Below are 23,257 nucleotides of genomic sequence, written 5' to 3' on the forward strand. Positions count from 1 at the left end.
CTCACAGTGCCAGCAGCTGCTACTCATTCAGAATGTGAAATTGTCGTGAAAAGAGTGTGCCCGGCGCCAGCTGCCTGATTTCAACATGGCTACCCTGCTTCTACTACGCCTCAACGTTCGCTGGTAGTTGCCATAAAACGGTACAGCGCTTCAGTCACAAGGAGCGTCTGATGGAATCGTTGTACTGCCTGCGCCGCTCAGCAGCCCTGTTGCTTTGCACGGCATCCTTGTTCGGCAATGCGGCCTGGGCTGGTGGCATCCTCATCTATGAAGCCGGCCAGGAGGGCAACGGCCTGGCCAATGCCGGGTCTGCCGCACTGGCCACCGACCCCAGCGTGCTGATGAGCAACCCGGCGGGCATCACCCGGCTCAAAGGCACTCAGATTAGCGCCAACGCCCAGGTCATTCTTGGCGACCTGCGTTTTTCCCGCGACGCCGGCAACCAGTTCGACGGCAACGAAGGCGGCAATGCGCTGCAATACCTGCCCGGTACCAGCCTGTTCATCAGCCACCAGCTCGACGAGCGCTCTGCCATCGGTTTCGGCATGTATGGCAACTTTGGCCTGGCGCTGGACTACGACGACGACTGGGCCGGCCGCTATTTCACCCAGGAGGCCGCAGTGATTGGCGTTTCGATGCAACCGACCTGGGCCTACAAGTTCACCGACGACCTGTCCATCGGGGTTGGCCCGCGCATCATGGTCGGCTACTACCGCACCGAGATGGCCATCAACAATAACCTGCTGGGCCTGGCCGACCGGCCCGATGGCCAGCTGGAGTACAAGGACACCGATGTCGGCGTAGGCGTCAACCTGGGCCTGTTGTACCAGCTTGATGCCCGCACCCGTGTGGGCCTGGCCTACACCAGCAAGGTCAAGCTGGAGTTCGAGGACAAGCCGCACCTCAAGGACATCGACAACCCGCTGCTCAACGTCGCCCTGCGCCGCCTCGACGTAGATTCGCTGGAGCTCGACCTCAACGTGCCGCAAACCGTCACCTTCAGCATCGCCCACGAGCTGGACGACCAGTGGACCCTGCTCGGCAGCCTCAACTGGCAGGACTGGAGCGACTTTGGCGACGTCGGCGTGGAGGTGGACAGCGACGCTGGCGGCACCAGCCGCACCGTCGACCGCCAATACAAGGACACCTGGCATGCCTCCGTGGGCGCACAGTACCAGGCCACCCGACAATGGCGCTGGAGCGTCGGCCTGGGTTACGACAGCTCGGCCGTGGACGATAAGGACCGCACGGTCGACAACCCCATGGGCGAGGCCTGGCGGTTGGCTACCGGGGTCAACTACCAGGTCGATGAGGGCCTGGAGCTGCACCTGGCCTACACCTTGGTGTGGCTCGGCGACATGGACGTCGAGCAGACCAAGGCGCGCTCGGGCAACACGCTGTCAGGCAGCTATGACAACAGCGCTTTGCACATCATTGGCGGTGGCGCCACCTGGCGCTTCTGACGCCCCGGCAAAGCGGTGGGCATTGATCAACGCAACGAAGGAGAAGCTGCATGAACACCAAGACATTGGCTGCATCGCTGTGCCTTGCAACCCTCATGCTGCAGGGGTGCGCCAGCAAGTACGTGGAGTCCGACCAGTATTCAGGGTTCCTGAAGGACTACAGCATCCTCAAGGAAGACAAGTCGCCGTCCGGCGCGCCAGTCATGCGCTGGATCAAGCCCGGGTCGATGCCAAGCGCTACACCAGCGTGTACATAGAGCCAAGCCAGCTCTACCCCAAACCGCAACCGACCGACAAAGTGCCGCAATCGACCTTGACGGGGATCACCCAGTACTACGACCAGACCCTGAAGAACCACTTCTCCCAGGTATTACCGCTGGCCACCAGCCCTGGTCCGCGCGTACTGGTGGTGCGCCCGGCGATAACGGCGGTGAGCGCCCAGACCAAAAGCCTGCGCCCTTATGAAGTCATTCCGATTGCGTTGATCGCCGCAGGCATCAGCACCGCCACCGGTATCCGTGACCAGGACACCAGCATCGCCACCGAAGCGGCGTTCCTTGATGGTGACAGCAACCAGGTGGTGGCCGAAGTGGTGCGCAAAGGTGCAGGTACCGAGCTGGATGACTCATCCCAGGTCATGCAGGCAAAAGACGCCAAAGCCGTACTCGATGGCTGGGCCAAGGACATGGTCGGCTCCTTCCAGGCATTGCGGAAATAGGCCGCTTCCCTCAAGCACGGCCCTGCCCAGGAGCGTGCAGGCCTGCCCCGGTCACTGATGAGGCGCGATTCCATGGACAGCATTCGCGGCAGCGCATTGCTGCAATATGACCAGCTACTGGTCGAACACGGTGCTGCGCAGCGGGACTTTCTGGCCCCGCTGCACATTGCCCCGGATGTGGTCGGCAACTACGGCAAGCACCTACCCTACCTGAGCCTGGTGCAACTGTTCGAAGGCAGCGCGCACGCCCTGAGCCTGCCCCGCTTCGGCCTGGAGCTGGCGTTGCGCCAAGGCTCGACCCTGGTCGGCCCGCTGCGCCACCTGGCCAACTCCGCCCCCACCGTAGGCCACGCCCTGGTGGCGGTAATCCGTTACATGCGCCACTACAGCCCGGCTATCCACTTTCGCCTGGAACACCGCGCCGGGCAGGCCATGCTGTTTTTCGACAACGGCCTGCCGAGTTCCGAACAGACGCCGCAAATTGTCGAGAAATCAGTGATGGGGGCGCGGCTGCTGATTGGCGAGCTGCGCGGCGCGCCACTGCGGCCACGGGCGGTGACCTTGCGCCACGCCGCGCTGGGCGATGCCTCGGGCTACACACGTTACTTTGACTGCCCGGTGCTGTTCGGCCAGGCCCACAACAGCCTGGTGCTGGGGGCTGACGTACTGCAAGAAGCCTGCGTGCACCATGACGCCGACCTGCATGCCATCGTCCGCCACTTCCTGGAGAACCAGGCCGTCCCTTGCGACAGCCTGCTGGCCTCGGTAGAGCGCAAGATCCAGATGCTGCTGCCCGCCCAACGCTGCACCCTGGAACAGGTGGCGCTGGCCTTGAACATGAATTCACGCACCTTGCAACGGCACCTGGCCAGCGATGGTATCGAATTCGAAGGCTATCTGGACGGTATTCGCCGCTGCCAGGCACAACAGATGCTACGCAAGACCACCTTGTCTGTCGGGCAGATCGCCAACGAGCTGGGCTATCGCCGTACCACCTCGTTCTGCCGTGCGCATTTGCGCTGGTTCGATATCACGCCGCTTGAGCATCGACGGCAATACGGCGACCCGGTGATCGCCGCACTTTGAGTAGCGCTCAGGCATCCTTGCCATCGCCACCCGGTTCCCGCGCCGGCGCGGCAAACCACTTCTCACGCGGCACCCACTTCTCCTGAGCCGGGTCGCCCAGGTAATGCGGCGACATGATCTGCACGCCGTATTCATTGAATACATCCTGGATGTTGGCGTGCAACAGGCTCAACAGCTCGGCGCGCGGCCGTGGCTCGCTGGGCACCGCTTGGCCCACCAGGCGGTATTCGGGGTAAAAGTCCGAGAGCCCGGTCTGGAACACCTGCGGCCTGGGTTTGGCAAGAATGCCCTCGGTGCGCTGCGCGGCCTCCACCAGCATCGCCTCGACCTGGCGCCAGGGCGTGTCATAGCCGATGGTGACCACCGTATCGACGATGTACCCCTGGCCCTGCACCACCCGTGAATAGTTGCGCGTCACCGACCCGGTGATCATCGAGTTGGGCAGCGTCAACACCTCGCCCAAACCGGTGCGGATGGTGGTGTTGAACATGCCCACCTCGGTCACCGTGCCTTCGTTATCCCCTACCCGCACGTATTCACCGGCCTTCAGTGTGCGCGAATACGTCAGGATCAGCCCCGCCGCAGCCTGCCCGACCACGCTGGAGGCACCCAGCGAAATCATCAGGCCCAACAGCACCGAAAGCCCTTTGAAGGCATCGGTGCCAGAGCCCGGCAGGTACGGGTAAGCCATCACCAGGGCAAACAGCCAGATCGCCAGTGAAGTTAGCCGGGTGGTGGGCTGCAAGGTTTCTTCGGTCAACCACTTCAGCGTACCCGGGCGGGCCATGCGCTCCAGCACGCGGCGGCTGAAGCCGCTGATGCCGCGGGCGATGAAAAAGATCATGACGGCCACGGCAATACCGGGAATGGCATGCAGAATGCCGTCGAGCAGGTAGCGCAGCAGGTCGAGCAGATGCACGTTGAGGCTTTCGCCCCACGGCCGGGTATAGGGGAATTGCGACAGCACGAAGCTCAGCCACTGGTAGCCAAGCAGCAAGACGATCACCCAGTACATCAGGCGCAGCAGCCGGTCGATCACAAAGTACACATACTGCATGTCGAACAGCGGCAGTTGGCCTACCTTGATCTGCCGGGCTCGTTCTCGCATCAATTGCGGCAAACGGCCGCGCAGTCTGCGTCGGCCCAGGTTGGCAGCCTTGATCAGCAGCACGAACACCAGTGTCGCGACGGCGGAAAAGCCCAGCGCCTTGAGCAGAAAACGCAGGCTGCGCGCCTCGCCGGTTTCATCCACGACCTGACGCAACGTGGCCGCAGCCTGCTCGGCCGCCTCCCGGGTGTCGCCACCCTCCACGCCCAGGTCCTGCGGGGCGACGATGAAGGCCCGCCGCCCACCTAGCAGCACCAGGTGGCTGTTGACGATGGGGTCGACGCTGACTTTCAGCTCGTCGGTGCCGCGCAATGCCTCATCGATCACCGCCGTCGCCCGCTGCGCGCGCGCGGCCGGGGTCTCGCCGAGCAAGGTGGCGTGGAAGGTGAAGATGCTGCGGTTGGCGATGCGCAGTTCTGCCGGTTCACCCGGCACGCCATCGGTCGCGCTACCCACCGCATCCTTGCCATGCCCCGCCAGCGGCAGCAAGGCACACAGCATCAACAGCGCAGTCAACAGACGGTTCATTGCTCACTCCCTGGCCGATAGTCCTGTAGTGATAGCACAGGCTTCACTGGCCGGTACTGGGGCCAAGGAACCAGCGATAATACGGGTTGCCGCCGTCGCTGCGGGCCAGTTCGCGGGCTTCCCGCGCCCAGGCCTGGCGGTTGCCGTTGTAGGCATGCAAGCTGAGGCTGTAGAAAAGTGCCAGGCTGCGCCACTGGTCACTCACCGCGCTGGCGAAGCCTGGTTCCGCGCCCTGCAGCGGTGGCGTGCTGCGCAGGGCCAGCAAGGCTGGCAGCACACGGGTGATTTCCCGGGGGCGCACCCACGGCGCGTACTCGATGCGTGGCTGATCGTCGGTCACTGGCAATGCATTGCCGGCGTAACGTTCAAGCCCGGCACGGTCGGTAATCCAGGTGGCCAGCAAGGCCTCTGGCGAAGCGACACCCACCTCGGCCAGCGTCTGGGCCACGCTCGCTTGCGCCAGGCGCTGGCGGATACGCGGTACATCCAACTGCAATGGCTGCAATGAGCCGATCAGCAGCATTTCGTGGAACTCAGTGGTCCACAGCGTGGCATGGGGAAGACATCGATGAAGCTGCGCACCAGCGAGCGGCTGTCTTCGTCGTTCTGGGTCGGCAAGGGCAGCCACTGCGCGACCAGGCCAGCAGGTTGCAAGCGGGCGGCGGCCAGCTGATAGAAGTTGCGCGAGTACAGGTTGACCACGCCGGCCGCCGAGGGTGGCGGTGGTTCCAGGGTGATCAAATCGTAGCGCGCCTCACTGCGCAGCAACTCACGGCGACCATCGCGCAAGCGAATGTCCAGGCGTGGGTCCGCCACCGCGGCATAGTTGCCTTTGAAACGGGGCGCCGCCTGCAAGACTTCAGGCAGCAATTCGGCCACCACCGGGCGCTCCAGTCCAGGGTAACGTAGCATCGCCCCGGCGGTGATACCGGTGCCAAAGCCGATCACCAAGGCCGAGCGCGGCTCGCCATTGTGGATCAGCAACGGCAGCAAGGCTTGCAAGCGCATGTAGCGCAGCGATGGCATGGCGTCGCCGGTATTGGAAACACCCTGGATGTAAAGGCGGCTGAAGGTTTGCCCCTGGCGCCCTTGGGTGACCACTGCCACCGTGCCGCCCTTGCCCTCATGGTAGTAGGTGAGTTGCCCGTTGCGTGCGCCTGGCAGCAGCTCGGCCAGGCGCTGCGGCGGCATCAACAGCACCACCAGCACGGTTGCAGGGGCCACCAGGCACACGGCCAACGCAGCAGGGCGACGTACACCCTGGCCACGCCACACCGCCACCAACCCTACCAGCACGGCCATTGCGGCAAGCGCCCCCAAGGCACGTACCAGGCCCAATTGCGGCACCAGTACGAACCCCGTGAGCAGCACGCCGGCGATGCCACCCAGGGTGTTGAGCGCCACCACCGCGCCCACATCCCGCCCCACATGACCGCTGTCCACCACCAGGCGCAAGGCCAGTGGAAATGCGGCGCCCAGCAATGTGGTTGGAAGCAACACCATGCACGCGGCCGCCACCGCGAAACGCGCGCACATGCCGAGCAGTTCGTTGCCAGTCAGCTGCAGGGCGAACAGTTCGGCCTGCGTCTGGGCCTGCACCAGCCAGCGGCCCAGCCCGGCAAGCTGCAACAGGGCAAGCAGCCCGGCAATGGCAATCAACAGCCCGAACACACCCCAAGGATCACGAATTCGGTCGGCACGCCTGGCATACAGCGCACTACCGGCCAGCAGCCCGGCCAGGTAAGTGGCCAGCACCACGGCAAAGGCATAGGACCGGGTGCTCATGAAGGGCACGATCGACTGGCTCCACACCACCTCGTAGCCCAGCGCCACTCCCCCGGCGATGCAATACAGGGCGATGGCCAGGCGTGCCTGCGGCGAGCGTGATGTCGACGAGGCATTGGCAAGCGGCGGCAAGCTCACTTCTCGCCGGTAAGAAAGCCAGGCACCCAATGCTGCCAGCAGGTTCAGGCTGGCAGCTGCGCAGGCGCTGCCTGTAACGCCAAGGCGCGGCAGCAGTACGAAGGCCGCCGCTAGCGTGCCGGCAATCGCGCCAGCGGTGTTCGCCGCGTACAAGCGCCCACCCGCCTCTGCCAACTGCCCGGTGACAGGCGCCAGCGTGCGCACCAGTACGGGCAAGGTACCGCCCATGAGCAAGGCCGGTACGCCCACCAGCACGAAGGGCAGCGCCCAGGCCAGCAGGCCGGCACTGGCCTCGAGGCGGGCGAACGGTCCGGCGGCATGGGCCAGGCCAAGGGTGGCGCCGAGCCCCAGCAGCGCAACGGCGAGCTCAAGATAAACGTACAGGCGCACTGGGCGTTGCAGGCGGTCGGCCCAACGCCCGAACAGCAGGCCGCCAAAGGCAAGCCCGGCAAAAAAGGCACTGATACCGGTGGCGACGGCATGCACTTCCACACCCACGACCAATGACAGTTGCTTGATCCACAGCACTTGGTAGACAAGACCGGCAGCACCGGAGAGGAACAGCAGCGTGGCAGGCAATGCGAGCAGTGGACGGGACTGGGTGCGAGGCTCACGGGAAACAGCGGAAGATGCTGCAGGTGATGCCATGAATGAGCGCCTTGTGCATACGGGTAAAGATGCAGGAGCGAGCACGCCCGCCCCTGCGGTCATGGCACTACAGTGTAGTCCTCACTGCTTGTTCATCTTTTCTTCAATTTTCTTGTCCACGTCAGCGCGGATCTGGTCGATGCTGAAGCTGGCCGGCCGCTGGCTAGGTGGGTACTCGACAAAGGTTTGCAGGAATTGCGCCGATTTCTTCACGCCGTTGAATATCAGATAGTCGTTTTTGGTCAGCCAGTCGTAGTACTGGTCAGACACTACGTCTGCCCGCTCGTATGGGTCCATCCGCAGATTGAACAGCTTCGGCACCCGCAGGCAGGTGAACGGTTCGCTCCATACCTTCAGACCACCTGGCGCACGCTGCTCGCAGAAAACGATCTTCCAGTTGTCGTAGCGCATCGCTACCAGGTCGCCGTCGTCACTGAAGTAGAAGAACTCGTTTCGTGCACTCTTGTCGCTCTTGCCTGTGAGGTAGTCGAGTTGGTTGTAGCCGTCCAGATGCACCTTGAAGTTCTTGCCACCGACATCGGCCCCTTTGAGCAAGCGGTCCTTGATATCAGTGTCACCAATGGCCGCAAGCAGCGTCGGGAACCAGTCCAGCCCCGACATCATCTGGGTGGAGACGGTGTCCGCCTTGACATGGTTTGGCCAGCGAATCATAGCCGGTACACGGAAGGCCCCTTCCCAGTTGGAGTTCTTCTCGTTGCGGAACGGTGTAGTCGCCGCATCCGGCCAGGACCACTGGTTCGGGCCGTTGTCAGTGGTGTAGACCACGATAGTGTTGTCAGCCACCTTGAGGTCGTCGAGGGTTTTCAAAAGCTTGCCCACGTCGCCATCATGCTCAAGCATGCCGTCGGCATACTCGTTACCCACCATGCCGCTCTGGCCCTGCATCGACTCGCGCACATGGGTAAAGGCATGCATGCGCGTGGTGTTCATCCACACGAAGAAAGGCTTGTCGGCCTTGACCTGTTTGTCGATGAAGTTGATCGCCGCCTGGGTGGTCTCGTCGTCGATGGTTTCCATGCGTTTCTTGTTCAACGCACCGGTGTCTTCGATCTTGCCGTCGGCGCTGGACTTGATCACACCGCGTGGTGAAGCGGCCTTGACGAATTCGGCATCATCCTTGGGCCAGTAAGGGCGCTCCGGTTCCTCCTCGGCGTTCAAGTGGTACAGGTTGCCAAAGAACTCGTCGAAGCCATGGTTGGTCGGCAAGTACTCGTCCTTGTCCCCCAGGTGGTTCTTGCCGAACTGGCCAGTGGCATAGCCATGTGCCTTGAGCGCTTGAGCGATGGTAACGTCGCGTGCTTGCAGGCCCACCGGTACGCCAGGCATACCGACCTTGGACAGGCCGGTGCGCAATGCCGACTGACCGGTGATGAACGTCGACCGGCCGGCGGTGCAACTGTTCTCCGCGTAATAGTCGGTGAACATCATGCCTTCCTTGGCGATGCGGTCGATGTTCGGCGTCTGGTAACCGACCACGCCCTTGCCATAGGCACTGATATTGGTCTGGCCGATGTCGTCACCGAAGATGACCAGGATGTTCGGCTTGTCCGCCGCACTGGCCAGCCCCGCCCCGAACGTTGCCGTTGCCGCGAGGGCGGCCGCCGACAACCATGCTCTACTGGACTTCATAGCTACGCTCTCCGTTTCACGTCACTGCTGTCGTCCACGACTGCTGGCACGGCGATCGCCGTGCTGCTGCGGCTGGTTGATGAATCATTGCGGTGTTTCAAAGGGGTAGACACGGCGCCATTCACTGGCCATGTCGACCACGGTCCAGCCCTTGGCGGTGGCTTGGTCCAGGGCTTTGTCAAGGCGCCCGACCGAACTCTTGCGGTCATAGGCCCATTCGCGGTGGGCATCGGTGTGGTGGACCAGCCCGGCAAAGCGTCGGCCCTTGCCCGCTTTAGTCCACTGCAGCATCTGCAGGTCGCCGTCGGAATTACCGAACGCCAGCAGCGGTCGGCGGCCGATGATCGAATCGATGCTCACCGGCTTGCCCGGGCCGTCGTCGTTGTGCACTACCTTGGGCAAACGCTGGATGCTCAGCTTGCCCTGTTGGTCCTGAAACGAAGCCTCCAGGGTCGTGCCGATCACCTGCTCCGGCGGGATGCCATACACCTCGTCGGCAAAGGCGCGCATGAAGGCGACCTCGCCACCTGACACGATGTAGGTCTTGAAGCCGTTGTCACGCAGGTAGCCCAGCAGCTCGAGCATTGGCTGGAACACCATCTCGGTGTACGGCTTGCCGGTGCGTGGGTGACGGGCGCTGACCAGCCAGCTGCGGCTGCGGGCAATGAAATCCTCACTGCTCATCCCCGAATGGGTGGCCGCGACGATCTTGAGCATGCCGTCCATGCCTTGCGCCGCCAGCGCCTGGTGATCGTTCTCGAGTATCGCCTTGAACGGCTGCTGATTACGCCACTGCGGGTGCTGCGGCGCCAGGCGCTTGACCTCATCCATGGCGAACAGCACTTCAAAATACAACGGTTGCTCGCTCCACAACGTGCCATCGTTGTCGAACACCGCGATGCGCTCGGCCGGGGCGACATAGTCGGGGCCACCTTGCTGGGTGACCGCGCCAACAAAAGCCTCGATGGCCTGGCGCGACGGCCCGTCACGCCAAGAGGCCAACGGCTCAGCGGCCAGCACCTGCAGGGCCGGCACCAGCAGCAAGACACATAACAGCGCACGAACGGAAGCGGTGCTCACCAGGACCTTGCGCATGGCCAATCATCCCTGCTTGAGTTGCCGACCTGACAGCTAGGCTGTCAGGGATTGAGTTGCTTGAGCGCGTGCTTGCCGACAGGCTTGGCTGGGTGCGCCTCAACCTGTTGCCGCAGGCTGTACAACAGGCTCAGCCTGGCATCGGCGGGGGGTGGCCGAAGGCGCCCGGCAGCATAGAAATCCTGCAAAAAGGCTAGCAAAGCCTCTTCGCTTTGCCTGCCACGAGGATGTTCACTTGACGACAGCGTGCGCTGGCCTGTGGCCCGACGCAGCCACAGATACATGGCATCCAGCCGTGCCGGCTCGCTGGCGCACTGTCGACGAGCCTGACGCCAGGCGTAGTTCGGTGAATTCAGCCAGGCCTGCTGGCGGCCAGCCCGCCAGCGCTTGAAGTGCAACAAGGCGCCCTGCCCCCAAGCGCGACCGGCCCAGCCCACCCCGCCCACCAGCAACGCCAGCAGCACCAGCACTACCCAATGGCTAGCGATGCTGATTTGCGCGCCTCGGCCAAGTGCGCGCAAATCTTCGCTCAAGGAGAACGGTGCCTGGTAACTGCCCTTGCCCACCTCCATGTCCAGCGCTGGCACCGAGGCCGTGCGCGGTTCACCACTCGCAGCGTCCACCCACGTCACTTCGATGGCAGGCAGCCGATAGTGCCCAGCGGCAGCGGCCACATAGGTCACGCTGTCCTCGCGCTGGCCGCCCAGGGTGCCACCGCGCCCGTCGCTGACCGGTGACACGATTGGGGTCTGCGCGTAGCGCTTGAGGCCATCGACCTCGGCAAAGATCGGCGGCGGAATCAGCATTGCCTGGCCCCCGCGGGCCACGATGTGCAAACGGCGGGTGATGCTATCCCCAGCGCGCAGCGGCGTGTGCGAGCGCTCGATGGCCTGGCTGACGTCGAGCGCCTGTGCCACCAAGCGCTGTTCGCCATCGCCACCGGCCTGCCCTTTGGCGGCAAACGACAAGGGTTGGCTTTGCACTGTCTGCGCAGCGCTGGCCTGGCCAGGATGGACACGGATTGTCAGTGCCGGAACCGTGAACGACTGCGCCACGCTCGGTGTGATCTGATAGCGGTAGCGCAGGCCGAAGAAGGCTTTGCCATCGAGCCGCTGATTGAGGTGCTCAGCCTCGCCACCGGGCGGGCTGACCACGGCACCGGCCAACTGCAACACCGGCAGCTCCGGCGGCGCGGTGAACCAGGTGTCGACCAGCAAATCGACCTCGAGTGTCACACTGGCCCCGACCATGACCGTTGTATCCGGCACCAAGCGCGCCTGCACCCGTACCTCGGGCTCGGCGGCGATGGCAACGGTTGCCAGGCCAGCCAGCACCAGCACCACCAGGCGGATCATGGCGCCTCCTTGGCCGCTTGCTGCGCGGCGGCATCCTGGATCGAGAACTTGCGCTTGAGAAACTGCGCAGGGGACGTGGTGAGGTTGTTCAGCCACAGCTGGTCGGAAGCCGCCTGCGGCGTTTTCTGCTGTTGTTGCTGGTCGCCGGCGGCGGGTGTCTGATCCTCCACCACCTTGTCGGCCTTTTCGTCAGGCGTGCCGGCTTGCTGCTGGCCCTCATAGTCCTTGAGCAACGCCTCGGCCAGCGCCAGGTTGGCCTTGGCCTCGGCAAAGTCAGGTTGCAGGCGCAGCGCCTGGCGATATGCCGCTATTGCCTGCGGGAACTTGAAAAGCCGTACATAGCTGTTGCCCTGATAGAACCAGGCCGGTGCCGTGTCCAGCTTGCCCAGGTTCGCCAGCGCGGCCGGGTAGTCGGCCGCTTCGTAGGCGGCAACGCCCTTCCAGTAAGGGTCGCGAAAGTGCGCGGCGGCCTGCGGGTAACGGCCATGCTCGAATGCCCAGCGCCCTTGCTGGTCAGCCGTGAAAAACGCATCGGCCAATCCCCCGGCCCTGACGGGCTCAGCGCCTGTCCCCAGCAGCACGGCCAACAAAAGCCCCGGCAGCCAGTTCACCCGCCAGCCACGTCGCACGCTGAACAGCACCACCAGCAACAACGGCCAGCACAGCCAGTAACCGGCATCTTTCCAGTGCACCTGGTCGGCTTCGGCACTGGCGGCCTTGAAGTGCCGCTGGGCATGCAACTCGACCCAATCCAGGTCGTCATCGTTCAGCGATAAACTGCCCAAGGGCGCACTGGCAGCCTTGGCCAGGCCCTTGAGGCCCTGAACGTCAAAGCCCCCTAGCACCGGCCGGCCCAGGGTATCCAGGCGCGGCATGCCCTGGGCGTTGCGCAGGGGGCCGGTGGACTGGCTGCCGACAGCCAGCACCAACACTTGCAACTGCGTGCCGGCTAGCCGCTTGGCGATGGCGTCGAACTGGCTGGCATCGGCGCCATCGGTCAACAGCAGCAAGGTTCCAGGGGACTTTTCCGCACCCAGCAGCTTCAAGGCCTCGTCGATCACGCCCAATACATTCTTGCCGGGCGCGCTCATCAAGTCGGTCGACAAGGCTTGGATAAAGGTATCCAGCAAGCCTGGGTCTTCAGTGCAAGGCAACACCAGATGCGCACTGCCGGCATAGGCGATCAGGCCGGTACGCGCGCCGCCACGGCGCATGACCAGGTCGTGCAAGGTATGTCGGGCTGCGGCCAACCGGCTGGGCGGCACATCGTCGGCATCCATCGAGGGCGACAGGTCCACGGCAACGATCAGCGGTGCGCGGTCGTCGAGAAAATCAGGTGTGTCCTGCTGCCAGGTCGGCCCGGCAGCGGCAATGGCACTCAACACCAGTGCCGCACCCAGCAGGTGGACCGGGCGCAGCCGCCGCGCGTGGGCCGGGGTGATCATCAGGTGCTTGATCAGGTGTGGAGCGATGATGCCGCTCAACTGATGCCGCAGATCGTGTCGGCGCAACCACAGCAAGGGCAGCACGACACCCGGCACGATCAGCAGCAACCACCAGGGGCGAAGGAAGTGAAAGGCCGCAAGGTCGATGGTCATGCCTGCACCTGCGCAAGCCGTGCCCGGACCAGGGCCAGCAGTTGCCCCGCCAGTAGCAAACCGGCTGCCATACCCAATGGCCAGACGAACAAGTCACGCTTGGGCTGGTGGCTGAAGGTCTGCACCTTGTGCGGGTTCAGGCGGTCGAGGGTGGCATACACCTGTTGCAGCGCCTGGCGGTCGTCGGCGCGGAAGAATTGCCCGCCGGTGGTGCGGGCGATTGCCTGCAAGGTCGTCAGGTCGACCTTGGCGTCACCAGTCGCCTGCGGGTCGCCGATACCAATGGTATGTACCACGATACCGTTGGCCTGGGCCAGGTGGGCCGCATGGTCAGGGGTAATGGCACTGCTGGTGTCATTGCCATCGGTCAGCAGGATCAGCACTTTCTCCTGCTCTGGGGTCTTCTCCAAGGCTTTGATGGTCAAGCCGATGGCGTCGCCCAGCGCGGTGTTTGGCCCAGCCATGCCGATCCCCACCTCATCGAGCAACAGCAACAGGCTGGCATGGTCGAGGGTCAACGGCGCCTGCGGATAGGCACCGGTACCAAACACGATCAGGCCAATGCGGTCATCCTTGCGCCGGGCGATGAAGTCGCGCACCACGGACTTCACCGCGCTAAGGCGGTCGCTTTTAGCGCCATTGGCGTCGGTATAGTCGGTCGCTTCCATCGACTGGGAAATGTCGATGGCCAGCATCAGGTCACGGATTGGCTGCTCGCGCTGGATCGGCTTTTCCACCAGCACAGGCCTTGCGCAAGCGGCCACCAACAGGCACCACACCAGCAGGTTCAGCAGTACATGCCCTTGCCCGCTGCTGGCCCTCCCGGGCTGCTTGCCGACAGCGCGGCTCATGGCTGCGAAGAAGGGTACCCGCAACGCGCTACGGCCTTCCTGGTACGGGCTGAGCGCACGATAGGCCAACCACGCCAGCGGCAACAGCAGGAACACCCACGGGTAGTCAAAGCGCCACATGGTGCCCCTCGATCCAGCCACGGCTGGCACCGAACAACGCGTTCGCCTGCTGCGTGTCCAGCCGGCGCAAGGTCGCGTCCGGCGCATAGGCAAGCAACTGCAGGGTGTCGGCAAAGCCCGATGGCAGCGGCCGGCGGGCGCGCTGGTCGAGGAAGCACTGCCATTGCGCGCCGGCCAAGCTCGCCACGGGCGGCGCATCCGGCATCGACAGCGCCACACGCTTGAGCAATTCGGGCAGTTCACGCAACGCCACAAGCCGTTGTTCACCCTCACTCGCTGCCAGCTCATCAAGCCGGGCCAGCGCTTCACGGCGGTACCGGTCGCGCCGCCAACGGTGCCAGCGCAGCGCCCCACAAAGGCAGGCCAGCAACAGCACCAGTACGCCAAGCACCCACCAGGCCCAGGTCTGCGGCAGGTAGCTGAACGGCGGCACACCCGGCGTCAGCTCGCGCAACTGGTCGATGGAGGGGGCGGCAGCGTTCATCGCGGCACCTGAGCCAGGCGGCCCAGCTCGCGGCGCAGTTGCTGCAGGCTGTCATCGGCGGTGCTGACCCGCATCAATGGCACCTGGCTACGGCGCAGCAGTTCGGCCACACCCTGCAGGCGCCCGGCAAGAAACTCGGCCAACGGCCGGTTGATACGCCGCTGGCCCACCGCCAGTTCGACCTGCTCGGCGCCTTGGGTGACATTCAACCGCCCCTTGTCCGGCACCTGCAGGGCAATCGGGTCATAGACCTGGATGGCGATCACATCATTGTGCAGGCTCAGCCGGCGCAACAACGGCAAGGTTTCGGCCGTAGTGCCGGCAAAATCGCTGATGATGCAGATCAGGTGGTCGTGACCGGCACTGGCGGCGCAGCTACGCAACACCTTGTCCAGCTGTGCATCGTTTTCCTGATCAGCGGCATAGGCTGACAGCCGATGATTGGCTTTGACCACTGCGCTGCACAACGCTTCAACCCGTGCTCGGCTGCGCAGGGGCCTTACATACTCTACCCGTTGGCCATCGAAGACCATGCCACCCACCCGGTCACCGGCGTGAAAGGCCACCCAGCCACAGATCGCCGCCAACTGCGCGGCGCTGACTGACTTGAAGTAACGCTGCGAGCCGAAGTACATGCTCATGCGCTGGTCGACCAGCACCAGGGTGGGCCTGTCACGTTCCTCGGTGAAGGTGCGCACGAAGGGCTTGCCATAGCGCAACGACGCGCGCCAGTCGAGGTGACGCAGGTCATCGCCGGGCAGGTAGCGGCGCAGCTCGTCGAAACTCAGGCCCCTGCCTCGCAGGCGTGAGGCATGGTTGCCGGAAAGGATGCTCGCAAGCGGCTGGCGCGCGACAAAGCTCAACCCCTGGGCACGGGCCTCCAGCGCCATCAACTCGGCAAGCGAGGCATACGCGAAACCATCCGGCACTACCATGTTCGCATCCATGGGCAAGTCCGTCAGGCGGGAATGGCCACCTTGTCCAACAACCGGTCGATGACTTGGTCGGCCGCCACGCCATCGGTGATCGCATCATAGGAAAGCTGCAGGCGATGGCGCAGTACCGGGTGCACCACGGCACGCACATTGTCGGGCGAAACGAAATCCTGGCCGTTGAGCCAGGCATGCGCGCGCGACACCCGGTCAAGGCTGATGCCGCCGCGCGGGCTGGCACCGATCCTGATCCAGCGCGCCAGGTCAGGGTCATGCGTGGCGGGATAGCGCGTGGCATTGATCAGGTCGACCAGGTATCGGTCGATGGCCTGCGATACGTGCACCCGCGCCACCTCGCGACGGGCATCGAAGATCACCTGCTGGGCCAGGCGCGCAGGTTGCGCCGCCGCCTCATGACCGGCCTGGTCCTCTTCCCGCACCAAGCGCAGTACCTGGGTTTCATCTTCAGGGCGTGGATAATCGAGTTGCAGCTTCATGAGAAAGCGGTCCATCTGCGCTTCGGGCAACGGGTAGGTGCCTTCCTGTTCGATCGGGTTCTGGGTCGCCAGCACCATGAATAGCCCAGACATCGGGTAACTCTGCCCGGCCACCGTGATCTGGCGCTCTTCCATGGCCTCGAGCAAGGCTGCCTGGACCTTGGCCGGAGCACGGTTGATTTCGTCGGCCAGGATCACATTGCCGAACAACGGGCCAGGCTGAAAGCTGATCGTGTTGCCCTCGGCCGTCTGCTGCAGCACCTCGCCACCGGTGATGTCCGAAGGCAACAGGTCGGGGGTGAACTGAATGCGCCGCATCTGCGCGTCCAGGTGCGTCGCCAGTGCCTTGACCGTGCGGGTCTTGGCCAGGCCTGGGAGGCTCTCGAGCAGGACATGACCGTTGGCCAGCAGGCCTAACAGGACATGGCGAATGGTATCAGCCTGGCCGAGGACCTTTTCCGCGACCGATGCTTCCAGTGCCTGGACGTGTTCGTGGGTATTCACGGCAACGGTCCTTCGGTGGGATGAGCGGTGTGGTAAATCTAGACGCGCACGGCAAGGCTGCAATGGGGTGTCGTGAAGAGAACATGGCAGCACTCACGGGTTGTTGCGCCAGTAAGGTTCGATCGCCTGCAACCGTGGATCGTCGGGCGCGGCCTCGCGCATTCGCCGCACATACGGGTAGGCCTGTTCACGCTCACCGGCCAAGGCATGCAGGTAGATCAGCGTATACAGCAAGTCGGCATCTTCAGGCGCTTGCTGCAGGCCGCTGCGCAAGGCCTGCAGCGCTTCGTCGCGGCGGTTCATGCGGGACAGCAACAGGCCCTGGTTGTAGCGAATACGCGAATTGCCCGGCAGCGCCACAGCTGCCTGCTCCATCCAGTCGACCGCTTCTTGCGGCTTGCTCCGCTCGACCAGTAACAGGGCCAGCATGTACGCCAGGTTGCCACGGTCCGTTGCCGGCATCTTGTCCAGCGCAACGCCTTCGCGCAGCAGTGTTTCGGCGTCATCCAGACGTTGGCTGCTGCTGGCCAGGGTCACCAGGTTGACCCTGGCCGGTGTGAAATACGGGTCCATGTGCAACGCCTGGCGGTACTGCTCCATGGCCTGCGCGTCATGGCCCTGGCGCTGCATCAGCACCGCCAGGTTGAGCCGCCCACCAGGCAGGTCGGCATTACCCCGCAAGCGCTGCTCGTAGTCGGCAAGCGAAGTGGTGAACGCTGCGCGGCTGGCTTCGGGAAGCTGTGCGGCGGGTACATCGGCCAAGGCCCGCACGGCTTCATCGCGTACCGCCAGGGCGGGGTCCTGCAACAGCGGCAGCAACGGCGCAATACGCTGTTCAGCCGGCAAACGGGTAAAGCTGCCCACGGCATAGGCCCGTACCAGCGCGTCACTGTCCTGCAACGCCCAGCGCAGATTGCTGGCGGCCGCAGGCCCAAGATCGGCCAGTTGCTGGGCAGCCGTTGCCCGCACGATCGCAGGGTTGTGCTTGTCCGCGAGGAGGTAGCCCAGCCGGCTGAGGCTGGTGCCTGGGTCTTGACGAACGCCATGGAACGCTTGCCCGTAATGGGCCGCGCGCTTGGGTGCGGTGAACCAGCTATCGATCGCACTGGCAGCCCACGCCGGCTCGCGGCCCTGATGGCAGGTGGTACAAGCATCCGGGCCAATGCCCTGGGCAGCCAGGTCAGGCCGAGGGATGCGCAAGCTGTGGTCACGCCGAGGGTCGATCACCATGTAATCCTTGCTTGGCATGTGACAGTTCACGCACTGCGCCCCAGGTGAGCCGGCGGCATGGTGATGGTGTGCGGGGCTGTCGTAGTCCTTGGCCTGCAGGCCGGCGAAGCGCGCGGTGTTGGGTTGAGCGTTGTGGCATTGCAGGCACAAGCCGTTGCCTTCGATACGCACCTGGGTGGTATGGGGATCATGGCAATCGGTGCAACCGACCCCGGCGGCAAACATCTTGCTCTGGGTGAAGGACCCGTACTCGTAGACCTCGCCGTCGATCTGCCCGTCGTCATGGTACAAGCCGGTGCGCAGTGTGGCCGGCAAACTCTGGTCCAACTGCGGGTGGCCAGGCATCTGGCCAGTGCCCAGGCTCTGCCGACGGCTGTGGCAGTAGGCGCATTGTTCCACTTGGCCTCTGCTGCCCAACGCCTTGACGTCCACGCTCAGCCCTTGGGCTGGCGAAGCGCCGGGATGCTCGCGGGCCCAGTCGACATGGGCCTGGCTTGGGCCATGGCAAGCCTGGCAGCCAACGGTCTTCTCCTGCCAGGTACTGGCAAAACTGTCCTTGGCATCGTCGTAATGCTTGACCAGCCGCGTCGAATGGCAATCGGCGCACATGCCGTTCCAGTTCTGGTAGCGGCCGGTCCAGTGCAGCGGATCGCCCGGTGCAAAGCGCTGCCCGGGTACAGCGAGAACCAGCGTTGCCCACCCTGCTCCGCTGGCCGGCTGTCCCAGGCAATGGTCAGCGCCTGCAGGCGGCCGCGCGACAAGGCAACGAGGTACTGTTGCAGCGGCGCGTAGCCAAAGGTATGCAGCACCTGGAAGTCCGCAGGCTTGCCATCCTCGCCCTCGATGTTGACGAAGTACCCGCCACCCTTGCGATAGAAGTGTGCCTTGACCCCGTCCTGGTCATAGTGCACATCGTTGAAATCGCCCAGCACATTCGCCGCGCTGGCGTCGCGCAGCGCCCAGGCATGGTCGGAATGCTGCCACTGCCCGGCCTGCTGGGCATGGCAGCCCTGGCAACTGTCGGCATCGGCGTAGCCCTCGCGGTCCTTGGCCAAGGCAGGTAGTTGGCCTTCACCAACAGCTGCCGCGCCAAGGCTGACACCACTTGAAATGAGTAATAGGACCCCCAGGCAGAGCGCCACCCAACCGCCCTGCATCACCTGTGTACGCCATCCCATTCATCAGCTCCACGCTCCGCCCTGTCCCGGGCTGTTTTCAGTGCTGTCGCGTGTCGTGCCCCTTGTCTGACGTTCGCGACGGCGTCCGACTTCCAGGTCTGATCGTAGAAGGCATCTTCACTGCCGTACAGGCGCAGCGCCGCAAGAAAATTGCGCCCCGGTATCGTCTGGATGAAAACGGCGTCAGCCATTTACTGCGCGTATTTCTTGGCCCCGGCAACACAGATAACCGCACCCAGCGTCACCACAAGCATCAGCCAGCTGACGTGCTCGTGCAGAAGCAATGCGGCCAGCCCAAGCCCCATGAACGGCTGAAAGAGTTGCAGCTGACCCACTGCCGCGATGCCACCCTGGACCAGCCCTCGGTACCAGAACACAAAGCCAATCAGCATGCTGAACAGTGAAACGTAGCCGAAGCTGAACCACGCAGGGCCGCTTACCTTGGCAAAGGCATCAGGTGCTGGAAAATTGGCGATAGTCAGCAGCAACATAAACGGCAAGGCTACAAGCAGCGCCCAGCTAATCACCTGCCACCCGCCCAATGTTCGCGAAAGACGCGCCCCTTCGGCATACCCCAAGCCACAAACGACTACAGCAGCCATCATCAGCAAATCGCCCACCACCGACGCCTCTGCGCCATTCATCAACGCATAGCCAACGACCAGCCCAGCACCGGTCAACGAGAACAGCCAGAACAGTGGCCGAGGTCGTTCACCGCCCCGCAAAACGGCAAACGCTGCGGTACACAGTGGCAGCAGCCCGACAAAAACAATGGAATGTGCCGAGGTGATGTGCTGGAGGGCCAGCGCCGTCAGTAGCGGAAAACCGATAACGACACCCAGCGCGGTAACCACCAAGGAGGACACATCACCACGTTTAGGTCGCGGCTGCCGTAGCACGATCAAAAACAACGCAGCCACCGTGGCGGCAATCGTTGCCCTGGCACAGGTCAGAAACGTAGGTTCGAAGGCCGCCACTGCCACACGGGTGGCGGGCAACGAGCCCGCAAAGATCGCGACGCCAATGAAGCCGTTGATCCACCCGCTTGTTGTTCTTTCCATCGGTAAGCCCTCGATAAGTCAGGGCTCAGTACATCACTGACAGGCTCACCAAGGCCACGTACAATCCAATACAATTCAACAGAACTGTTATGCACATTAATCCAGCACAGTTGAGGATGCGATGAAGCGCAATGGCACGCGAATTCGAACGGTCATGGGTGAGATCCAGTCCAGGATAGCCTCTCGGGCCTACACACCGGGTGCGAGAGTTCCTTCGGTCCGCGCAATGGCTCAGACAATGCAGTTTTCGGTTTCTACCGTCCTTGAGGCCTACGAGCGGTTAATGGCAGAGGGTGTACTTAGCTCGCGCCCTGGTTCGGGCTTTTACGTAGCCGGGCCGGTGGCGCCATTGGCACTCACCGAACTTGGCCCAAAACTTGATCTTGAGGTCGACCCGTTGTGGATCTCGCGCCAGTCTCTGGAAACCTCCAGCGATGCGCTGAAACCGGGATGCGGCTGGCTACCGCCCTCCTGGATGTTCGAAGCGGGCATGCGTAAAGCGCTTCGGGTCGTTGCCCGTTCAGACACGGCCAAACTGACTGAATACGCTTCTCCGCTTGGGCATCCGCCGCTCAGGCAGTTTTTGTCACGGCGGCTGGCTGGCATCGGGATCGAAGCCCCTCTTGAACAGATCATGCTCACCGAATCGGGCACGCACGCCATCGACCTGATTTGCCGTTTTCTGCTGGAACCGGGCGACACGGTGCTGGTGGACGACCCCTGCTATTTCAACTTTCACGCACTTCTGAAAGCGCACAGGGTAAACATCGTAGGCGTACCCTACACGGCAACGGGCCCAGACATCGAGGCGTTCGGCACTGCCCTGCTCGAGCACGCCCCCCGGTTGTACATCACCAATTCCGGCATCCACAACCCAACAGGGGCCACCCTCTCTCCGGTCACGGCACACCGCCTGCTCAAGCTGGCCGACAACTCCAGCCTGGTGATCGTGGAGGACGATATCTTCGCCGACTTCGAACATACGCCCGCGCCACGCCTGTCTGCCTTCGATGGCCTCTCTCGCGTCATCCAGATCGGCAGCTTTTCCAAGACTATCTCCGCCTCTGTCCGCTGCGGCTATATCGCTGCGCGTGGTGAATGGATCGACAGCCTGGTCGACCTCAAGATTGCGACAACCTTCGGCGGTGGGCGCTTGGCCGCGGACATCATCCATCACGCTATTACCGATAGCGGGTACCGCAAACACATGGAAAGCGTTCGCCTCCGGTTGGCCGAGCAAATGGACGTAACAGTGGCCAGGCTTCAGGCCATTGGTATCAAACCCTGGATAACGCCCCAGGCAGGTATGTACGTGTGGTGCCAGCTCCCACAAGGCAAGGACGCAGCAACGCTGGCGAGAACCTGTTTGAATGACGGTGTAGTGCTTGCGCCCGGAAATGCTTTTAGCCAGTCCATGACGGCAGGCGACTTCCTTCGTTTCAACGTTGCTCAATCAGGTGACGCCAGAGTTTACGACGTGTTGAAACGGGCCCTGGGTGCTTAGCCGCAAGGCCACAAAGCTGCCTCGGTCACCAGCGCAGCAGGCGTGGCCCGAGCAAGGTGCCCGCCAAAGCCGGCACCAGCATGCCCAGCACATACCAGAGCCCCCAAAACGGCGCCTCCATTTCCGGGCAATGCAGGCAATAGGCAAGGGTAGCCGTGGCACCTGCCAGCAGACCGCCCGCCGCGCCCGCCTGACGCAGGTGAATGGGTGCCAGGCCACGCAGCGCCCAGCCAATGGCAATCAGGGTGGGTACCGACAGCAAGGCGATGTTCAAGGCGCAGGTGCGCCAGGTGCGCCCCAGGATCAACTCGGCACGGGCACCCTCTGGGGCACCGAGCAAGCTCGTCGCAGCCCCCAGCCAGACCAACAGCAGCGGTAAACCAAGCAGCCCCCATAGCGCGCCGCCTTTCACTCCAGGCCTGGCCAACCGCTGGGTCAGCCACAGCGCCAGCAGCGCCACGCTACCGGGCAAGGCAAGCTTGGCCCAGAACAGCGGGGTGTGCGCCACCAATGCCAGGTCGGCGCGCACACCGTACAAGGCCACAGTCATCAGTACCGCACCCAACGCACCGCCCAGCACCGCCAGCGCCAGGCGTCGGGCCAGCGCATGGCGTTGCACCGGCCCTTCGCCGGCGGCCAGCAGGGCTATCAGGTCATCGGTCTTCATCGTCGCCCTTGCCTCCCATCAGCTTGGCCAATGCCTTCAGGCCCCGGTGAATGCCCACTTTCACAGCCGAGCTGGACAGGCCGGTCATGCGCGCGGTTTCTTCCACCGAAAGCCCCTCCAGCTTGACATGGACGATGGGCAAGCGCTGGCGCTCTGGCAATTGCGCCAACAGCTTGGCCAGGTCCCGAGTGGCTTGAGCCGCCTCTTGCTCGCTGGCGGCAAACAGGTCGCTGTCATCCTCCAGCCCTTCGTGCAACGCATCGTGGCGGGCGTAACTGCGATAGTGGTCCGCCAGTTTATAGCGGGCAATGGCCTGCACCCAGGCGGTCAGCGGTTGCTGCGCCTGGTAGGTGTGGCGGGCGTTGTGCACGGCCAACAACACCTCTTGCAGCAGGTCTTCGACTTCGCAGGGGCGTTGAGCAAGGCGCCGTGACAAAAAACTGCGCACGTGCACGGCCAACGCCGCCAGGAACATCCGATAGGCCGCCGCATCGCCGGTCAGCCCTTGCAGCAGCAACGCCTGCAACTGGGCCTCGCGTGCGCCAAGTGCCTCCTGAGTAATAGTTCGTTGCATCGGCCACCCGGGTTACACCCACCGTGGAAGTTTTTGTCGCGTAAAACCTGCCGCCTTCATACGGTAGGCGACTGTCACGCGGCCGCACTTTTTTTTCAAGGTGCTGTAACCGGTTCGGCCCAGCGGGCGAACTACTCCATGAGCCGCCGGTACAACGCCGCGGCCCCATCTTCCGGAGACCGCATCATGAAAACCCTCGCCCTCGCCACCGCCGCCCTCGCCCTGGCTTCGCTGGCCGGTGCTGCGCTGGCCGCTGACCCGGCCAACACCACCAGCGCTGGCGCTGCCATGGAGAAATGCTACGGCGTCGCCATGGCCGGCAAGAACGACTGCAAGGCTGGTGCCGGCACCACCTGTGCCGGCAGTGCCAAGAAGGACTACGACGGCATGCACTGGAAAAACGTGCCCGCAGGCACCTGCACGTCCATCAAGACACCCAGCGGCATGGGCTCGCTGACCCCGATCAAGTCCTGAGCGCAGGCC

The 23,257-nt window shown here is 63.6% G+C and carries 17 protein-coding genes and 3 pseudogenes; 5 read left to right on the top strand and 15 right to left on the bottom strand.

What is annotated here, in order from left to right:
- Positions 1–170 precede the first annotated feature (170 nt).
- The 3 genes and pseudogenes from AB5975_25900 (at position 171) to AB5975_25910 (ending at position 3,267) form a co-directional block, all read left to right on the top strand.
- On the top strand, positions 171–1,463 hold the full coding sequence (locus tag AB5975_25900; protein XDR19875.1) for an OmpP1/FadL family transporter: 1,293 nt from the start codon (positions 171–173) through the stop codon (positions 1,461–1,463).
- Between the two features lie 50 nt (positions 1,464–1,513).
- A pseudogene (locus AB5975_25905) lies at positions 1,514–2,181 on the top strand (DUF3313 domain-containing protein).
- A 72-nt stretch (positions 2,182–2,253) separates the two neighbouring features.
- Positions 2,254–3,267 carry an AraC family transcriptional regulator ligand-binding domain-containing protein gene (locus tag AB5975_25910; GenBank protein ID XDR19876.1) on the top strand — a complete coding sequence of 338 codons (1,014 nt, stop codon included), beginning with the start codon at positions 2,254–2,256 and terminating at the stop codon, positions 3,265–3,267.
- 7 nt (positions 3,268–3,274) lie between these two features.
- Here the strand turns inward: AB5975_25910 and AB5975_25915 are convergent, their stop codons facing one another.
- The 13 genes and pseudogenes from AB5975_25915 to AB5975_25975 all read right to left on the bottom strand — a co-directional run bounded on the left by AB5975_25915 (position 3,275) and on the right by AB5975_25975 (position 20,029).
- The gene (locus tag AB5975_25915; GenBank protein XDR23035.1) at positions 3,275–4,876 is read right to left on the bottom strand and encodes a mechanosensitive ion channel family protein; all 1,602 of its coding nucleotides are present in this window, start codon (positions 4,874–4,876) and stop codon (positions 3,275–3,277) included.
- Positions 4,877–4,946: 70 nt separating this feature from the next.
- A pseudogene (locus AB5975_25920) lies at positions 4,947–7,474 on the bottom strand (fused MFS/spermidine synthase).
- Positions 7,475–7,555: 81 nt separating this feature from the next.
- The gene (locus tag AB5975_25925; GenBank protein XDR19877.1) at positions 7,556–9,124 is read right to left on the bottom strand and encodes an arylsulfatase; all 1,569 of its coding nucleotides are present in this window, start codon (positions 9,122–9,124) and stop codon (positions 7,556–7,558) included.
- 84 nt (positions 9,125–9,208) lie between these two features.
- Entirely contained in the window at positions 9,209–10,219 is a 1,011-nt protein-coding gene (locus AB5975_25930; protein ID XDR19878.1) for an HAD family hydrolase, read from the bottom strand.
- A gap of 44 nt (positions 10,220–10,263) precedes the next feature.
- Positions 10,264–11,574 carry a hypothetical protein gene (locus AB5975_25935; protein XDR19879.1) on the bottom strand — a complete coding sequence of 437 codons (1,311 nt, stop codon included), beginning with the start codon at positions 11,572–11,574 and terminating at the stop codon, positions 10,264–10,266.
- Positions 11,571–13,172 carry a VWA domain-containing protein gene (locus AB5975_25940; GenBank protein ID XDR19880.1) on the bottom strand — a complete coding sequence of 534 codons (1,602 nt, stop codon included), beginning with the start codon at positions 13,170–13,172 and terminating at the stop codon, positions 11,571–11,573. The genes AB5975_25935 and AB5975_25940 overlap by 4 nt, the downstream gene beginning before the upstream one ends.
- The gene (locus AB5975_25945; GenBank protein XDR19881.1) at positions 13,169–14,143 is read right to left on the bottom strand and encodes a VWA domain-containing protein; all 975 of its coding nucleotides are present in this window, start codon (positions 14,141–14,143) and stop codon (positions 13,169–13,171) included. Before AB5975_25945 ends, AB5975_25940 begins: the two co-directional genes overlap by 4 nt.
- Positions 14,130–14,627, bottom strand: coding sequence for a DUF4381 domain-containing protein (locus AB5975_25950; GenBank protein XDR19882.1), 498 nt, complete (start codon positions 14,625–14,627; stop codon positions 14,130–14,132). The genes AB5975_25945 and AB5975_25950 overlap by 14 nt, the downstream gene beginning before the upstream one ends.
- Positions 14,624–15,574: a DUF58 domain-containing protein gene (locus tag AB5975_25955; GenBank protein ID XDR19883.1), complete on the bottom strand. Its 951-nt coding sequence runs from the start codon at positions 15,572–15,574 to the stop codon at positions 14,624–14,626. The genes AB5975_25950 and AB5975_25955 overlap by 4 nt, the downstream gene beginning before the upstream one ends.
- Positions 15,575–15,585: 11 nt before the next feature.
- The gene (locus AB5975_25960; GenBank protein XDR19884.1) at positions 15,586–16,560 is read right to left on the bottom strand and encodes an AAA family ATPase; all 975 of its coding nucleotides are present in this window, start codon (positions 16,558–16,560) and stop codon (positions 15,586–15,588) included.
- 93 nt (positions 16,561–16,653) lie between these two features.
- A pseudogene (locus AB5975_25965) lies at positions 16,654–18,968 on the bottom strand (tetratricopeptide repeat protein).
- Positions 18,947–19,159, bottom strand: coding sequence for a hypothetical protein (locus tag AB5975_25970; protein XDR19885.1), 213 nt, complete (start codon positions 19,157–19,159; stop codon positions 18,947–18,949). The pseudogene AB5975_25965 and the gene AB5975_25970 overlap by 22 nt, the downstream one beginning before the upstream one ends.
- Positions 19,160–20,029: a DMT family transporter gene (locus AB5975_25975; GenBank protein XDR19886.1), complete on the bottom strand. Its 870-nt coding sequence runs from the start codon at positions 20,027–20,029 to the stop codon at positions 19,160–19,162. It abuts the gene before it with no gap.
- A gap of 121 nt (positions 20,030–20,150) precedes the next feature.
- Here AB5975_25975 and AB5975_25980 point away from each other — a divergent pair, with 121 nt between their 5' ends.
- On the top strand, positions 20,151–21,533 hold the full coding sequence (locus AB5975_25980; GenBank protein ID XDR19887.1) for a PLP-dependent aminotransferase family protein: 1,383 nt from the start codon (positions 20,151–20,153) through the stop codon (positions 21,531–21,533).
- A 25-nt stretch (positions 21,534–21,558) separates the two neighbouring features.
- On the opposite strand, the gene AB5975_25985 is transcribed toward AB5975_25980, so the two are convergent.
- Both AB5975_25985 and AB5975_25990 read right to left on the bottom strand, forming a co-directional pair.
- Positions 21,559–22,200 (bottom strand): DUF1109 domain-containing protein, encoded by a 642-nt coding sequence (locus tag AB5975_25985; protein XDR19888.1) that lies wholly within the window; start codon positions 22,198–22,200, stop codon positions 21,559–21,561.
- Positions 22,187–22,774: a sigma-70 family RNA polymerase sigma factor gene (locus AB5975_25990; GenBank protein ID XDR19889.1), complete on the bottom strand. Its 588-nt coding sequence runs from the start codon at positions 22,772–22,774 to the stop codon at positions 22,187–22,189. Before AB5975_25990 ends, AB5975_25985 begins: the two co-directional genes overlap by 14 nt.
- 186 nt (positions 22,775–22,960) lie before the next feature.
- On the opposite strand from AB5975_25990, the gene AB5975_25995 reads away from it, so the two are divergent.
- Positions 22,961–23,248: a DUF2282 domain-containing protein gene (locus AB5975_25995; GenBank protein ID XDR19890.1), complete on the top strand. Its 288-nt coding sequence runs from the start codon at positions 22,961–22,963 to the stop codon at positions 23,246–23,248.
- The last annotated feature ends 9 nt before the right edge of the window (positions 23,249–23,257 follow it).

It is taken from the genome of Pseudomonas putida, from assembly GCA_041071465.1.
GTDB lineage: Bacteria > Pseudomonadota > Gammaproteobacteria > Pseudomonadales > Pseudomonadaceae > Aquipseudomonas > Aquipseudomonas putida_P.